The 14,888-nt window shown below is 61.6% G+C and carries 15 protein-coding genes and 1 tRNA gene; 8 read left to right on the plus strand and 8 right to left on the minus strand.

Translation table 11 applies throughout. The annotated features are described in order from the left end of the window. Nucleotides 1–199: 199 nt before the first annotated feature. A complete protein-coding gene (locus ACCD05_RS10540) occupies nucleotides 200–1,066 on the plus strand; it encodes an LOG family protein (protein WP_018898236.1) in 867 nt (288 codons plus the stop codon). A 7-nt stretch (nucleotides 1,067–1,073) separates the two neighbouring features. On the opposite strand, the gene ACCD05_RS10545 is transcribed toward ACCD05_RS10540, so the two are convergent. The 3 genes from ACCD05_RS10545 to ACCD05_RS10555 all read right to left on the minus strand — a co-directional run bounded on the left by ACCD05_RS10545 (nucleotide 1,074) and on the right by ACCD05_RS10555 (nucleotide 3,060). Beyond that, nucleotides 1,074–1,493 (minus strand): DUF2442 domain-containing protein, encoded by a 420-nt coding sequence (locus ACCD05_RS10545; RefSeq protein ID WP_413392487.1) that lies wholly within the window; start codon nucleotides 1,491–1,493, stop codon nucleotides 1,074–1,076. Between the two features lie 95 nt (nucleotides 1,494–1,588). Continuing rightward, the gene (locus ACCD05_RS10550; protein ID WP_413392489.1) at nucleotides 1,589–2,230 is read right to left on the minus strand and encodes a calcium-binding protein; all 642 of its coding nucleotides are present in this window, start codon (nucleotides 2,228–2,230) and stop codon (nucleotides 1,589–1,591) included. 110 nt (nucleotides 2,231–2,340) lie between these two features. After that, nucleotides 2,341–3,060 carry a pyrimidine 5'-nucleotidase gene (locus ACCD05_RS10555; protein WP_112941035.1) on the minus strand — a complete coding sequence of 240 codons (720 nt, stop codon included), beginning with the start codon at nucleotides 3,058–3,060 and terminating at the stop codon, nucleotides 2,341–2,343. 120 nt (nucleotides 3,061–3,180) lie between these two features. Between ACCD05_RS10555 and ACCD05_RS10560 the strand changes: the two genes are divergently transcribed. Then, on the plus strand, nucleotides 3,181–3,951 hold the full coding sequence (locus ACCD05_RS10560; protein WP_413392491.1) for an isocitrate lyase/PEP mutase family protein: 771 nt from the start codon (nucleotides 3,181–3,183) through the stop codon (nucleotides 3,949–3,951). Nucleotides 3,952–4,143: 192 nt separating this feature from the next. Here the strand turns inward: ACCD05_RS10560 and argB are convergent, their stop codons facing one another. Next, nucleotides 4,144–5,031 carry an acetylglutamate kinase gene (gene argB / locus ACCD05_RS10565; protein ID WP_111561606.1) on the minus strand — a complete coding sequence of 296 codons (888 nt, stop codon included), beginning with the start codon at nucleotides 5,029–5,031 and terminating at the stop codon, nucleotides 4,144–4,146. A 163-nt stretch (nucleotides 5,032–5,194) separates the two neighbouring features. Here argB and ACCD05_RS10570 point away from each other — a divergent pair, with 163 nt between their 5' ends. From ACCD05_RS10570 to ACCD05_RS10580, 3 genes are all read left to right on the plus strand, one after another. Continuing rightward, entirely contained in the window at nucleotides 5,195–5,734 is a 540-nt protein-coding gene (locus tag ACCD05_RS10570; protein WP_018898242.1) for a sigma-70 family RNA polymerase sigma factor, read from the plus strand. Next, nucleotides 5,731–6,459: an anti-sigma factor domain-containing protein gene (locus ACCD05_RS10575; protein ID WP_413392494.1), complete on the plus strand. Its 729-nt coding sequence runs from the start codon at nucleotides 5,731–5,733 to the stop codon at nucleotides 6,457–6,459. The genes ACCD05_RS10570 and ACCD05_RS10575 overlap by 4 nt, the downstream gene beginning before the upstream one ends. A gap of 106 nt (nucleotides 6,460–6,565) precedes the next feature. Further along, nucleotides 6,566–7,123, plus strand: coding sequence for a fasciclin domain-containing protein (locus ACCD05_RS10580; RefSeq protein WP_413392496.1), 558 nt, complete (start codon nucleotides 6,566–6,568; stop codon nucleotides 7,121–7,123). Between the two features lie 58 nt (nucleotides 7,124–7,181). Here ACCD05_RS10580 and yihA read toward each other — a convergent pair whose 3' ends face one another. The 4 genes from yihA to rpmH form a co-directional block, all read right to left on the minus strand. After that, on the minus strand, nucleotides 7,182–7,838 hold the full coding sequence (gene yihA, locus ACCD05_RS10585; RefSeq protein WP_047507129.1) for a ribosome biogenesis GTP-binding protein YihA/YsxC: 657 nt from the start codon (nucleotides 7,836–7,838) through the stop codon (nucleotides 7,182–7,184). A gap of 141 nt (nucleotides 7,839–7,979) precedes the next feature. Then, nucleotides 7,980–9,779 (minus strand): membrane protein insertase YidC, encoded by a 1,800-nt coding sequence (yidC, locus tag ACCD05_RS10590; RefSeq protein WP_413392498.1) that lies wholly within the window; start codon nucleotides 9,777–9,779, stop codon nucleotides 7,980–7,982. Continuing rightward, nucleotides 9,779–10,180 carry a ribonuclease P protein component gene (gene rnpA / locus ACCD05_RS10595; protein ID WP_081619887.1) on the minus strand — a complete coding sequence of 134 codons (402 nt, stop codon included), beginning with the start codon at nucleotides 10,178–10,180 and terminating at the stop codon, nucleotides 9,779–9,781. Before rnpA ends, yidC begins: the two co-directional genes overlap by 1 nt. Nucleotides 10,181–10,200: 20 nt before the next feature. After that, the gene (gene rpmH, locus ACCD05_RS10600; protein WP_065689331.1) at nucleotides 10,201–10,335 is read right to left on the minus strand and encodes a 50S ribosomal protein L34; all 135 of its coding nucleotides are present in this window, start codon (nucleotides 10,333–10,335) and stop codon (nucleotides 10,201–10,203) included. Nucleotides 10,336–10,784: 449 nt separating this feature from the next. On the opposite strand from rpmH, the gene ACCD05_RS10605 reads away from it, so the two are divergent. The 3 genes from ACCD05_RS10605 to ACCD05_RS10615 all read left to right on the plus strand — a co-directional run bounded on the left by ACCD05_RS10605 (nucleotide 10,785) and on the right by ACCD05_RS10615 (nucleotide 14,639). Further along, on the plus strand, nucleotides 10,785–12,782 hold the full coding sequence (locus tag ACCD05_RS10605; RefSeq protein WP_413392500.1) for a methyl-accepting chemotaxis protein: 1,998 nt from the start codon (nucleotides 10,785–10,787) through the stop codon (nucleotides 12,780–12,782). Nucleotides 12,783–12,937: 155 nt separating this feature from the next. Then, on the plus strand, nucleotides 12,938–14,440 hold the full coding sequence (locus ACCD05_RS10610; RefSeq protein WP_413392502.1) for an ATP-binding protein: 1,503 nt from the start codon (nucleotides 12,938–12,940) through the stop codon (nucleotides 14,438–14,440). Between the two features lie 122 nt (nucleotides 14,441–14,562). Next, a tRNA-Arg gene (locus ACCD05_RS10615) sits at nucleotides 14,563–14,639 on the plus strand. Nucleotides 14,640–14,888 lie beyond the last annotated feature (249 nt).

Below are 14,888 nucleotides of genomic sequence, written 5' to 3' on the forward strand. Positions count from 1 at the left end.
ATTCCTTAAACTTCGATCTTTATCGTTGGAGGCGGAATCGTGGAGGCGGAGGCCTCCGGGAATTGTGATTGGCGGGATGCGATCTGCTCTATCGCATGCAGGGCTAAAATGGAATGATTTTTCGGGACCGCTTGGCTCCCGATCGCTGCTACAAAACGACATACCGGCTGTACTGCCGGCAGGACTGAAAGGCATTGGAATGGCAAAGGCGAAGAACGGCAGACTGCGGCGCAAGGACGGCGTCTGGGATCCGTTGAAATCAAGCGAGACCGACAAGCAGCGCGCCGAAGCCGTGCCGAAAACGCCGCAGACCCTGTCGCCGGCCTATCGTCTCGCCTATGCCGACGAGGACTTCTTGTGCCGCGAGGAGCTGCGGCCGATCCGGTTGCAGCTGGAGCTGATGAAGCCGGAAATGCTGCTCACCGAGCGCGGCATCAAATCAACAGTAGTGATGTTCGGCGGCGCCCGCATTCCGGCGCCCGGCCAGAGCGCCTGGGCGGCGCGCAACGACACGCAGCGCGCCAATCTTGAGGCGGCATCCGTCTATTACGACGAGGCGCGCAAGTTCGCCCGCCTGTGCTCGAAATACGCGGCCGGCTTCGATTTCCACGAATATGTCGTCGTCACCGGCGGCGGCCCGGGCGTGATGGAGGCAGGCAACCGGGGTGCTGCCGACGAGGGGGCGCCCTCGATCGGCCTCAACATCGTGCTGCCGCACGAGCAGGCGCCGAATGTCTATGTCACGCCGGAGCTCAGCTTCAACTTCCACTACTTCGCCATCCGCAAGATGCATTTCATGGTGCGCGCCAAGGCAATCGCCGTCTTCCCCGGCGGCTTCGGCACGATGGACGAGTTCTTCGAATGCCTGACGCTGATCCAGACGGGACGCATGGAAAAGATGCCGCTCATCCTGTTCGGCGAAAAATTCTGGAAGAGCATCATCAATTTCGAAGCTTTGGCCGAATTCGGCACGATCGCGCCCGATGATGTCGACCTGATCAGCTTCGTCGACACCGCCGACGCCGCCTGGAAGATCATCCAGGAATTCTACGAACACCCGGAATAGGGTGCGCTCAGGGGGCGTCGCCGGCCTTCTTCGTCCGGCCGCCCTTGGCGCCGTTCGCCCGGCTTGCAGCCGCCTTCGCGGGCGAGCGGGATTGCCCGCCACGACGCTGTGCTTCCATGAAACTCCTGGTGCCGAACACGCCGTTCATCAGACCTGAAATCGTGTAGTCGGCGTCAAGGCTTTCCCAGTGAAGGCCGGTCTCTCCAAGCCGTTCGACTTCCGCAAGCTCCGCCACGGTCGCCTCTTCCAATCCCTGCAACGCCCGCGCGGGGAAGATAAATGATGCGCCATTGGTGAAATCGAGGATGATGCGCTCCGACGCCGCATCGAAGCGAACCGATGCGGGTATCGGCCGCTCGGCGCGCTCCGCTTCCCAACGCTGCTTTGCCTGCGCGAGTTCGGCGTCGGTGATCTTGTTCGTGACCATGTGGAAAAAATAACCCAACAACTTGGGTATTTCAATCAGACGAAAAAGCCCGCCGCGATCGTCGCGGCGGGCTCGGTTGTCGGTGTTTCCCGTTTTTACAGGAATGGACGCTGCGGCATGTCGGCAATCGAGATGACGCCGTCCTTGTTGGTGTCCATCCGCGTGAAGAACTTGTCGAAGGCGGCTTCGGCTTCCTGCTTGGAAATCTGGCCGTTCTCGTCCGTGTCGATGCGCTGCATCAAAAGCAGTTCGCGGATCATGCCGGGGCCGCGCATGCCGTGTCGGCCTGGGCCACGACCGGCTTCGTCCTGCGGCGGTGCGGGCTGGCCAGCGTCTGCGTCAGCCGGCGGCGGGGCGGGCGGGGCTTCGTCATCGGCCGCCATGTCTTCGGCAGGCGCCTTCATCTTGGCCATCTGCGCTTCGTGATACTTGCGGATCTCGCCCGGCGTCAGCGAGCCGTCATTGTTGGTGTCGATCGCCGCGAAGATCGCTTCCATGCCCTTCTGGGCTTCGTCCTTGGAGATCTGGCCGTCCTTGTTCGTGTCGAACTGCTGCAGCATGCGCACGAAGACGACCTCACGCATGATCGGCCCGCGCATTCCGCCGCCCATCATCGCGTGGTGTGGCCTTGGCGGATGCTTCTGCTTGTCGCCGGGCGCGGCAAAACTGCTGCCGGCTGCGGCACCGACGATCAGGACGGAGGAGAGTGCGGCCAGTATCAGCTTGTTCCGAGACATTTGGGTTCCTTTCAGTGTGCAATCTCATTGGGGATCACAGACGAAAAGGTAGGGCGGACAAGGCCGATTACCCAGTTAAACATCGGTAAGCTGGATGAAACTTTCGTAATTTAGCCGGTAATATTGGGCGTAATCTTGCCAAGGAAATCAGTAAGATCGTCGGTCACGAAGTCGATGTGATCGTCCTCGCCGCTGGTCTTTTCCCACCACTCGACAACCGTGTCCTCGAGATTGTTGGGCACCAGCAGAACGGTCTGCATCCCAAGCGCTTTCGGCGCGATCAGGTTGCGTGGCAGATCCTCGAACATCGCAGCCTTCTGCGTCTCGACGCGCTTCAGCTGGGTGAACTTGTCGTAGGTCTGCTGCGCCGGCTTCGGCACGAATTCGGCCGCCACAATGTCGAAGATATCGTCGAAATGGTCGAGGATGCCAAGCGCGCCGGCTGCCATCTCCGCATGCTTGACGCTGCCGTTGGTGAAGATGAACTTGCGGCCGGGCAGCGCCTTGATCGCGGCGCCCAGCTCCGGCTGCGCCGTCAGGCTGGAATAATCGATCGCATGCGCCTTCTCGAGGAAGTCGTTGGGATCGACGCCGTGGTGGATCATCAGCCCCTGCAGCGTCGTTCCGTGATCGTAATAATACTGCTTCTGCAGCTTGCGCGCCTCGTCCCGCTCCATCTGCAGCAGCGTCGAGACATAGGCCGTCATGTTTTTGTCGATCTGCGCGAACAGATTGACATGATGCGGATAGAGTGTGTTGTCGAGGTCGAAGACCCACTCTGTCACATGCGAGAAGTCGGAATGGGTGGGCGTGCGATCGATCTTGCTCATCTTTGCCTTATGCCACGCGTCGCCTTCGATTGAAATCCGGAATGCGACCATTCACGCCGGCCGATTGATCGCCTGACGTGATCGCACTAGTTTTCCGGCACGAGAAATGAGGAGGCGAAGATGAATCAGGCTGAGAAGGCGAAGACGTTCGGCGCGCTGCACCAGAAGGGCAATCCTGTCGTTCTCTACAATGTGTGGGACGCGGGAACGGCAAAGGCCGTGACCGAGGCCGGCGCCAAGGCGTTGGCGACCGGAAGCTGGTCGGTCGCGGCAGCGCAGGGCTATGGCGATGGCGAGAAGATTCCGATGGAGGCTTTGGTCGCCACGACCCGCCAGATCACCGCCGTTAACGATCTGCCGCTCTCCGTCGATTTCGAGGGCGCCTATTCCACCGATCCCTCAGGCGCTGCCGCCAATGTCGGTGAGCTGATCGATGCCGGCGCGATCGGCATTAATTTCGAGGATCAGGTGGTTGGTGGAGACGGGCTACACCCGGTGGAGAAACAGGCCGCCCGCATCCGCGCCATCCGCGAAATGGCGGATCGTCGCGGCATCGCGTTCTTCATCAATGCGCGCACCGACCTGTTCTTGCGCGAAGGTGATCTTGCCAAGCATGCCAGCTTGGTCGAGGAGGCGCTGGAGCGTGGCAAGGCTTATGCTGCCGCCGGTGCCGATGGCTTCTTCGTGCCGTGGCTGATCGATGAAGCCTTGATCGAGAAGGTCTGCGCGGCGTCATCGCTGCCTGTCAACATCATGATGCGGCCGGGCGCGCCTGATGTGAAGACGCTGGCGAAGCTCGGCGTCAGCCGTGTCAGCTACGGGCCGGGGCCGTATCGGGCGATGATGGAGAAGCTGAAAGAGGCGGCTGCGGCGGTTTACGGAGCGCTGTGAGGTAGACCCCTCCCCAACCCCTCCCCACAAGGGGGAGGGGCTTGCTGGGCGCACCCTCTCTATGAAGCCAAAGCCTCTCAATAGACGCTGATGGTGTGAGATGACGGAGGGCGCAACGACTTAGCCCCTCCCCCTTGTGGGGAGGGGTTGGGGGAGGGGACTTCACCCGTCCGAGAAGAAAAACGACCGCCCTTACGGAACGATCAGCGTACCCGCGCCGCGCTCGGTGAAGATCTCGAGCAGCACGGAATGGGCCGTCTTGCCGTTCAGGATGACGACACCCTGCACGCCGGCCTTGATCGCGTCGATGCAGGTTTCGACCTTCGGGATCATGCCGCCGGAGATCGTGCCGTCGGCAATCAGCTGGTGGGCCTGCGAGACCGACAGTTCCTTGATCAGGTTGCCCTGCTTGTCGAGAACGCCGGGAACGTCGGTGAGGAACAGGAGGCGCGTCGCGTTGAGCGCGCCGGCAATCGCGCCTGCGAACGTGTCGGCGTTGATGTTGTAGGTCGCGCCGTCGCGGCCCGGAGCAACCGGGGCGATGACGGGGATCATTTCCGAGCGAGCCAGAAGGTCGATCAGCGTGCGGTCGACTTCAACCACTTCGCCGACGAAGCCGAGGTCGAGAACGCGCTCGATGTTGCTGTCGGGATCCTTGATCTTCTTCTGCGCCTTTTCGGCGAAGACCATGTTGCCGTCCTTGCCGCAAAGGCCGATCGCCCATTCGCCCGTCTGGTTGATCAGCGCGACGATTTCCTTGTTGATCGAGCCCGCGAGAACCATTTCGACGATCTCGACCGTCTTGGCGTCGGTGACGCGCAGGCCGCCTTCGAATTTCGATTCGATGCCCATCTTCGTCAGCATGGCGCCGATCTGCGGTCCGCCGCCGTGCACGACGATCGGGTTGACGCCCGACTGCTTCAGAAGCGCGATATCGCTGGCAAAGGCCTTGCCGAGCTCGGGATTGCCCATGGCATGGCCGCCGTATTTCACGACGATCGTCTTGTTTTCGTAACGCTGCATGAAGGGCAGTGCCTGCGCCAGCAGCCGTGCCTGGATTTCGCTTTCGGTCTCGGTCATCGGATACCCCGCAGAAAAATGGTTGCGGCCTTTTATCCCAAGTTTTTGACAGATGGAATAATCAATGGCCCGATAGTTCGCGCAATTTGCGCACGCGCCGCCGTCTTGCCAAGCGTGACCGAACACCCATAGTTAGGGAAGGACATTGGGGAAGAGACACGGCATGACGAGCGAGGAAATCGCCGAACTGATCGGTCGGGTTGCAATGCGCGACCGAAAGGCTTTCGTGGCTCTGTACCGTGAAACAAGCCCGAAACTTTTTGCGATCTGCCTGCGTATCTTGAAGGACAAGACGGAGGGGGAGGAAGCATTGCAGGAGGTCTATATCAAGGTCTGGCAACGCGCTTCCGCCTTCGCGATCTCTTCGGGAACGCCTTCGTCCTGGCTTGCGGCGATCGCGCGCAACCAGGCGATTGACACCTTGAGAAGCCGCAAGCCGGTAGCCGACGAATTGGACAGTGCCTATGATCTCGCGGACAGCCAACTTGATCCGGAAGCGACAACTGTGATCCGCGATGAAGGAAGGCGGATTGACACCTGCATGGAACAGTTGGAAGCTGATCGTGCGGTGGCGGTCAGACGGGCTTATGTCGAAGGGCTGAGCTATCAGGAACTGGCCGGTGAGTTCGGCGTGCCCCTGAACACGATGCGCACATGGCTGCGGCGCAGCCTATTGAAGCTGAGAGAGTGCCTGGAACGATGACGTCGTCCGATCAAAGCAAGGGAGGTCGCTCCCGCGATGAGGTACTCGCCGGTGAGTATGTTCTCGGTGTTCTCTCTTTCCAGGATCGTCGCGTCGTCGAAGACCGGATGCGGGTCGACCGGCAGTTCGCCGCGATCGTCAGTCGCTGGGAGGCGAACCTCTCCACTTTCAATGACGATTATGACGCCGTCACCCCCGGCCAGGAAACCTTCAAGCAGGTCGAAGCCCGCCTGTTCGGCACACCGCAGCAGGTAGCCGTGCCGGGCAGAGGCGTCTGGAATTCCCTTTTCTTCTGGCGCTGTCTCGCCGCCGTCTCGCTCGTCATCACGTCGGCTGCCTTGTCGCTGACGGTCGCGACGGTATCGCCGCTGAAGCCGACCGTTCCGCCGCTGGTTGCGCAATTGTCGGGACCGGCGAGCCAGGTCAATCTGCTTGCGTCCTATGAGGCCCAAACCGGCCGGATGCGGATCATTCCGGTCGCCGCGGGCAAGCCTGAGGAGAAGTCGCTCGAGCTGTGGCTGTTGCCCGAAGGCGGCACGCCGAAGTCGCTCGGCATCTTCGCCGCGGGAGAGGGCGGCGACGGCGAACTGGTGATCCCCGTGGATATGCGCTCCGCCATCGGCGAGGGCACGAGCTTCGCGGTCAGCCTCGAACCCTTCGGCGGCTCGCCGACGGGCGCGCCGACCGGCCCCGTCGTTGCAAGCGGTGCCGCGCACCGGCCGTAAGATCGGCTGAAACTTTTTCCAGCAACCTTCCGTAGATCCTCATGTCCCAGCGACGCTGATGCATTCAGCCGGCGACCCGCGAGCGGACGGATGAGGAGAACCAGTCATGATCAAGTCCGCACTGCGTACCGCAGCCCTTGCAGTCGCCGTATCCGCAATCGCCTTTGCCGCGCAGGCCAAGAACCCGATGGTCGGTGGCGCCGCCATGTATCCGACCAAGAACATTGTCCAAAACGCCATGAAGTCGAAGGATCACACGACGCTGGTCGCCGCCGTGAAAGCTGCCGGTCTGGTCTCGACGCTCGAGGGCAAGGGTCCGTTCACGGTCTTCGCGCCGACCAACGAAGCCTTCGCGGCACTCCCCGCCGGCACCGTCGACACGCTGCTGAAGCCTGAGAACAAGGCCAAGCTCACCAAGATCCTGACCTGCCACGTCGTGGCCGCTGATGCCATGGCCAAGACCGTCGCCAAGATGATCAAGGACGATGGCGGCGAGCATGACATCAAGACGGTCGGCGGCTGCGTGCTGAAGGCCAAGGAAGACATGGGCAAGATCTCGCTGACCGACGAAAGCGGCGGCGTCGCCCATGTCACGATCGCCGACGTCAAGCAGTCGAACGGCGTCATTCACGTCATCGACAAGGTCTTGCTGCCGAAGATGTAATCTTGAGTTCAGGCAGCAAACGGGGGCGCCCTATCAACACCACTGGGGCGCCTCCACCTCACTTCCAGTGATCGGCGCCCACGGTGAGCGCGATTGCCTCGCGCAGATCGTCCAGCCCCTCGCTCTTTTCCGACGAGGTGGCGATGATCCCGGGATAGGCGGCGGGGCGCTTCTTGATCTTCTCGGCCGTCTCGGCGAGCAGCTTCACCACCGCCGGCGGCTTGATCTTGTCAGTCTTGGTCAGCACCACCTGATAGGAGACGGCGGCCTTGTCGAGCAGATCCAGAACCTCGTCGTCGTTCTTCTTGATGCCGTGGCGGCTGTCGATCAGCACATAGACGCGCTTCAGCGTCGCGCGGCCGCGCAGATAGTCGAATACCAGCTTGGTCCAGGCATCGACATGCTCCTTCGGCGCCTTGGCATAGCCGTAGCCGGGCATGTCGACCAGCGCCATCGGCGGCAGATCGCCGGCCTCGCCGGAATAGCCATCGGGCACGAAATAGTTCAGCTCCTGCGTACGACCCGGCGTGTTCGAGGTGCGCGCCAGACCATGCTGGCCGACGAGCGCGTTGATCAGCGACGACTTGCCGACATTCGAGCGGCCGGCGAAGGCCACCTCGGCCGGCCCTTCCGGCGGCAGGAACTTCAGGGAGGGCACGCCGCGGATGAAGATCCAGGGGCGGCCGAAGAGCGGCTTGTCTTTATTGTCGGTCATTCGGCCTTTTCCAGCGCGTCCAATTCCAGTGAACCTATGGCATTCAGGTTTCGGGCGATTTTGTCAACCGGCAGCCCTGAATGTCGCGAGAAGCATCCTGGTGCCACAAAAGAAAAAGCCCCGGCGAACCGGGGCTTTTTGCTATTTCTCTGTTGGCGCCGGCTTTCGCTTGAACAGCCCCTTCAGATTGTCGAAGAGCTCGATCTTCACGCCGTGGCGGCGCATGATCACGCCCTGCTGGATGACTGACAGCGTGTTGTTCCAGGCCCAGTAGATGACCAGACCGGCCGGGAAGCTCGCCAGCATGAAGGTGAAGACCAGCGGCATCCAGTTGAAGATCATCGCCTGCGTGGGGTCCGGCGGGGTCGGGTTCATGCGCATCTGCAGGAACATCGTGACGCCCATGATCAGCGGCCAGACGCCGAGATGCAGGAAGGTCGGAGCGGCGAACGGCAGCAGGCCGAACAGGTTGATGAACGAGGTCGGATCGGGGGCCGAAAGGTCCTGGATCCAGCCGAAGAACGGCGCGTGGCGCATCTCGATGGTGATGTAGATCACCTTGTAGAGCGAGAAGAAGATCGGGATCTGCAGCGCGATCGGCCAGCAACCGGCGATCGGGTTGATCTTCTCTTCCTTGTAGAGAGCCATGGTTGCCTGCTGCAGGCCCATGCGGTCGTCGCCGAACTTCGCCTTCAGCTCTTCCATCTTCGGCTGCACGCGCTTCATGTTCGCCATCGAAGCGTACTGCTTGCTGGCGAGCGGGAAGAACAGCGCCTTGACGACGATCGTGGTCATCAGGATTGCGACGCCGAAATTGCCGAAGTAACGGAAGAAGAAGTCCATCAGTTTGAACATCGGCTTCGTCAGGAAGTAGAACCAGCCCCAGTCGATCAGGCGGTCGAAGCGCGGGATCTGGTAGGTAGCCTCGTAGCCGTCGATGACGGGAACTTCCTTGGCGCCGGCAAAGACGAGGTTCTTCAGTTCGAGCGACTGGCCGGGGGCGACGGTGACGGCGTTCTGCTTGTAGTCGGCCTGGAAGCGCGGCTGGCCATCCGTGAAGTGGCTGAAGCGGGCATCGTAGGCGGTCGTCTGCGGCGGAATGATCGTCGCGGCCCAATACTTGTCGGTGATGCCGAGCCAGCCGCCGGTCGCCGTTGCCGGCGTCACGGCTTCCTTCTCGACGGAAGCATACTTGCTCTCGATCAGACCATCTTCGCCGATCACGCCGATGAAGCCTTCGTGCAGCACGTAGGTCGAGGCGACCGCGGGCTTGTTGTAGCGCGTCACGCGGCCGTAGGAGGAGAGTGCGGCGGGTGCCTGGCCGGCATTGGTGATCTTGTCGGTGATCGTGAACATGTAGCGTTCGTCGACCGAGATCGTGCGGGCGAATGTGATGCCCTTGTCATTGGTGTAGGTCAGCGTAACCGGGGTCTTTTCGGTCAGCTTCGCACCTTCGGGAGCCGTCCACAGCGTCGAGGGGCCGGGGACGTTGCCGGTCGCGGCGTCGCCGATATAGCCGAGTTCGGCGAAGTAGCCGTCCTTGGTTTCCGACGGGCTGAACAGCGTGATGATCGGGCTCGAGTCATCCACGGTCTCGTGGTAGCCCTTGAGCTTCAGGTCGTCGAGGCGGCCGCCGGCAAGGTTGATCGAGCCGGAAAGCGCTGCCGTGTCGATGATGACGCGCGGGTTCTTGGCAAGGGCGTCGGCGAGCGACGTGGTCGCCGGTGCCTGGCCGGTCGGAGCAGCGCCATTCGTCTGCGCGCCACCGGCTGCGCCATTGGCGGCCGGTGTCTGCGTCTGCTGGGTCGTCTGCTGTGCCTTCTGGGCAAGCTCGGCCTTGCGTTGCGCTTCGATGCGCGGACTCATGTAAAGGAATTGCCACCCGAGAACGATCAGCACGGAGAGAGCGATCGCAATGAAGTAGTTGCGGTTGTTTTGCATCATACGTTCCTGGGGCGGCCGTCTCCGGACCGCTTGTGTTTCGGCTTCGTCTCGACGCGAGCCGTAAGCTCAGCGGCTAATTGATGGAAGGATGCTTGGAGCACGTCCCTTCGCGCGACAACCACATAGTCGTGTCCGGGCTTCATTGCAAACCCTGCATGCAGCCGTACCGCCTCTTTCAGGCGCCGACGCATGCGGTTTCTTTCAACCGCGTTGCCATGCTTCTTGGTGACGGTGAAGCCGACGCGGGCTTCGGTATCGGGTTCCTTCCTGTCGAGCACCTCGAGAAGGAAGAATCCACCCCTGCGTTTTTCGCCATTGCGAACAGCAAGAAACTGCGGGCGGCTTTTCAGCCGCCCGGCAGTTATTTTGGGATCTTTGGTCGTCGGATCGCCCGTCATCTGATCGGGCACTTCCGGCCTTAGGCCGAAAGACGCTTGCGGCCGCGGCCGCGACGAGCAACGATGACCTTACGGCCGCCCTTGGTAGCCATACGTGCACGGAAACCGTGACGACGCTTGCGAACAAGCTTGGAAGGTTGGTAAGTACGCTTCATTTATTTTAATCACCGCGGAGTGCGGCCCTTCTTGAATTTGCATAATGCAAGGAGCGTTGTTTTTCGAACGGCGGGAGGCTCAAAAAGCCTTATATGACCGGACGTGCGGCGGCTTATACGGACGAAGGTCGCGAAAGTCAATTATCGCAGGGAGAATCCCTTCCGCTCGCCTCTTGGGTGTGAAAATTAGCAGATGCTGTTAATGATTGCGCCATCGGGTCCACATCGCGCCCGCTATCATTTTATTCCGTTTCCGCAGCCCAAACGTGCGCCTATCGAGCCTATGTGCGTTTTTCGCGCAAAAAATAGGGCCGGCAACCATCGTTCATGGATGATTTTTTACAGTAGCCGGCGAAAATATCGGAAATTCAACATTAATTGTTTTAGCGCAATTTGATCTAACGGCCGGGCATCCAGTTTTCGGCCTCTAGTCTTATTGGGGGGATCCTTTGAAAATCCGAGGCAAGATCAACATACTCGTATGCGCCATGTCCTGTGTCGCGCTGGTTATCGGCGCGACCGCACTTTGGGCCGTGCAGCGCTACAACAACAATCTCTCCGCCTATGAGGATGCCGCCAGCCGCGCCTATTCCGGCGAGCGCCTGAACCGCTACGTGACCGCGACCGTGATGGAAGCGCGCGGCATCTATGGCGCTGCCTCGACAAAGGACGCCGCAAGCTTCGCCAAGGGCCTTTTGGCAGCACTCGACCAGATCGATGCCACCATCACATCCTGGACGCCGCTGGTTCCCGACAACCAGATGGATGCGTTCAACAAGCTCAAGGCCCGCTCGGCCGAATTCCGCACCTTCCGCGCCGAAACCGCGCGCCTCGGCACCGAGGTCAGCCCGCAGGCCGCCAACGAGCAGGGCAACAACGACGCCAACCGCGCCAACCGCAAGGCCTTCCAGGCCGAGATCGACGCGATCGTCGCCACCGACAAGGCGACGCTCGACGCTGTCAACCAGGAAGTCGAAAGCTTCCGCACCTCGGTTCTCTGGCTGGTTCTCGGCATCACCGGCTTCGGCATCGCGGCCGGCATCGGCATGGGCCTTTATGTCGGCACCATCCATCTCTCGCGTCCCATCAAGAAGGTCACCGAAGCGATCAAGAATGTCGCCGACGGCAACTTCGACACCGATGTTCCTTTCCCCGGCCGCAATGACGAGATCGGCGAAATGGCCGCGGCCGTCGCGGTGTTCAAGGAGAACGGCCTGGCCGTTCGCCGCATGAATGCCCAGGAAGCCGCCATGCGCGCCAAGAGCGACGACCTGCAGTCGAGCATGTCCGTCGTCGTGGCCGCCGCCGCCGCCGGCGATTTCTCGCGCCGGATCGACAAGGATTACCAGGACGACAACCTCAACCAGTTCGCCAGCAACATCAACCAGCTGCTCTCGGGCGTCGATGGCGGCGTCGGTGAAACCCGCCGTGTTATCGCGAGCCTCTCTGAAGGCGATCTGACGCAGACCATGCGCGGCAACTTCCAGGGCGCCTTCGCCGAACTGCAGAAGAACGTCAACAGCACCTTCGCCACGCTGCAATCGACCATGCGCGAAGTGCGCGAGACAGCTGAGGGCTTCCACGGCAATACCAACGAGCTGCGCGCCGCAAGCGACGACCTCTCCAAGCGCACGGAACAGCAGGCGGCAGCGCTTGAGGAAACCTCTGCGGCGCTCGATGAGATCACCGCCGTCGTCAACAACTCGACCGATCGCGCCCAGGAAGCCAGCGTCATGGTCTCCGAGGCCAAGGACGATGCCGGCAAGTCGGGCGTCGTCGTTCGCAACGCCGTCGATGCCATGGGCCGCATCGAGCAGGCCTCGCGCGAAATCAGCCAGATCATCAACGTCATCGACGAGATCGCCTTCCAGACCAACCTGCTGGCGCTCAATGCCGGTGTCGAGGCCGCGCGTGCCGGCGAAGCGGGCAAGGGCTTTGCCGTCGTCGCACAGGAAGTTCGCGAACTCGCGCAGCGCTCCGCAACGGCCGCCAAGGACATCAAGGGCCTGATCACCAAGTCCGGCGGCGAAGTCCAGATCGGCGTCAAGCTGGTGCAGGAAACCGGCGAGGCGCTCTCGCAGATCGAGCGCCGCGTCAACGCCATCAACGACCACATCCACTCGATCGCCACGGCCGCCAAGGAGCAGTCGACCGGTCTGAAGGAGGTCAACACGGCCGTCAACCAGATGGACCAGGTGACGCAGCAGAATGCCGCCATGGTCGAGGAAACCTCGGCGGCCACCCACAAGCTGTCGTCGGAAGCAGACAGCCTCGTGCGCCTGATCTCGCGCTTCAAGGTGTCGAACGCGCAGCATGCGGCGCCCGTGGCCGTCGCCCGCTACGAGGAGCACCGCCCGGTTGCCTCGCCCGCCCGCCGCGCGATCGGCAGCGTTGCCCGCGCCTTCAACGGCAACGCCGCGGTCGACCAGAGCTGGGAAGAGTTCTGATCTCTTGCCCTGCAAACTGAACAAGAGCGCCGCCTTCGGGCGGCGTTCGCGTTTCGGCAATATGTCGCACCGCTCGCAAAGATTTGAAAGCGACGCGGTTTCGTCTAATATAGAGATTGAATCCGTGGCGCGTGGCGCCGATTGGACGAGAAGCGATGCCCGCCCCTGATCAAGGCCAAACTATTCCCGAAGCACTCACGACGGCGACCGACGCCGCCCGGCCCGCTGGCATGTTCGGCGGCATCTCCGGCAAGCTCCTGTGGCTGACCGTTGTCTGCATCATGCTCGCAGAAGTGCTGATCTTCTTTCCCTCGGTGGCCTCCATGCGCCTTCGCTGGCTGGACGAGCGGCTGAACGCCGCCGCCGCCGCCGCCATCGCCATCGATGGCCTGCAGCCAGTGGAACTGCCGCGCGACCTGCAGCGGCAAACCCTGGAAGCGACGGGCACCAAGGCGATCGTGCTGCGCAAGGACGGCACCTCGCGCCTGCTCGCCACCTGGGACATGCCGGCATCCGTCGATGCGCAATATGATCTGACCAGCGTGCCGGCCGTTACCGCCATGCGCGACGCGCTCGACACGCTCGTCTTTGGCGGCGACCGGATGATCCGCGTCTACGGGCCGGTGCAGGACACCAATATCGGTGTCGAGGTGCTGATGAAGGACAAGCATCTGCGCAATGCGATGCTGCTCTATTCCCGCAACGTCTTCCTGTTGTCGATCCTGATCTCGCTCTTTACCGCCACACTCGTCTTCTTCGCGATCAACCGCATTCTGATCCGGCCGATCCGTAGATTGACGGGCAGCATGCAGCAATTTTCCGCCGATCCCGAAAACCCGCAGCATGTCTTCGTCGGCGATGGCGGGCGCGACGAGCTGGCGATCGCCGGCCGCCACCTCACCGCCATGCAGCTGCAGCTCCAAAAGACGCTGAAGCAGCAGAGCAATCTCGCGGCCCTCGGCCTGGCCGTCTCCAAGATTAATCACGACATGCGCAACATCCTCGCCTCCGCGCAGCTGATGTCCGACCGCCTGGTCGATGTCGACGACCCCATGGTGAAGCGCTTCGCCCCGAAACTGCTGCGCACCATCGACCGCGCCGTCGGCTACACCACCGAAGTTCTCTCCTACGGCCAGGCCAGCGAATCGGCCCCCCGCCGCCGCCTTGTAAGGGTGACCACGCTGGTCGAGGACGTCAGGGACATGTTGGCGATCGATCCGCAGAGCGATGTAGAGTTCGTCGAGCAGATCAACGCCGATCTCGAAGTGGATGCCGACAACGAGCAGCTGTTCCGCGTCATCCACAATCTCTGCCGCAACGCCCTGCAGGCGCTGACGTCAAACAACGCAGGCGCAAGCCCACGGCGCATCACCGTGTCGGCTCACCGCATCGGCAGTGTCGTCAGCATCACCGTCGACGACACCGGCCCCGGCATGCCGCAGAAGGCCCGCCAGAACCTCTTCACCGCGTTTCGCGGCTCCGCCCGATCCGGTGGCACGGGGCTTGGTCTGGCGATTGCCCGCGAACTGGTGCTCGCCCACGGCGGCACCATCGCCCTTGTGGAAAAACCATCGATCGGCACGCAGTTCCGCATCGAAATCCCGGATCGCCCTGTCTCGCTGGACGATTACCGCGGCCGCAGCCTCTTGGAAAAGTGATGCAATCCCGCGATCCCGGCAGCTCGCGAAGAAAGACGTCACTTTTTTTACAAACCCTATTGCATTCATCCAGATGACCCTTTAGAGAACCGCTCACGCCAGCGGGACACACCGCTGCAGACGCACCCGTAGCTCAGCTGGATAGAGCACCAGACTACGAATCTGGGGGTCAGGAGTTCGAATCTCTTCGGGTGCGCCACTTCTCTTTTCTCACGAAAATTTAGCACGACGACCTCAAGCAAGGTCGAATTCTGATCGTCTAAATTTTTAAAGTCGATCTCCGCGATTCCCATCCTCTGCGAGTCGTGAGACACTTCCCCGGTACGAAATCCATACGATCACCAGAGCGTCGCACAGGCCGGCATTTCCTCACGGAAGCTGGGCAGGTGTGTCCGCGCATTCGTTGCGAGGTCAGGCCGATGGACTCAAATTTCTATGCGCAGCTAGC

The sequence above is a fragment of the Rhizobium sp. Rhizsp42 genome, assembly GCF_047304155.1.
Classification (GTDB): domain Bacteria; phylum Pseudomonadota; class Alphaproteobacteria; order Rhizobiales; family Rhizobiaceae; genus Rhizobium.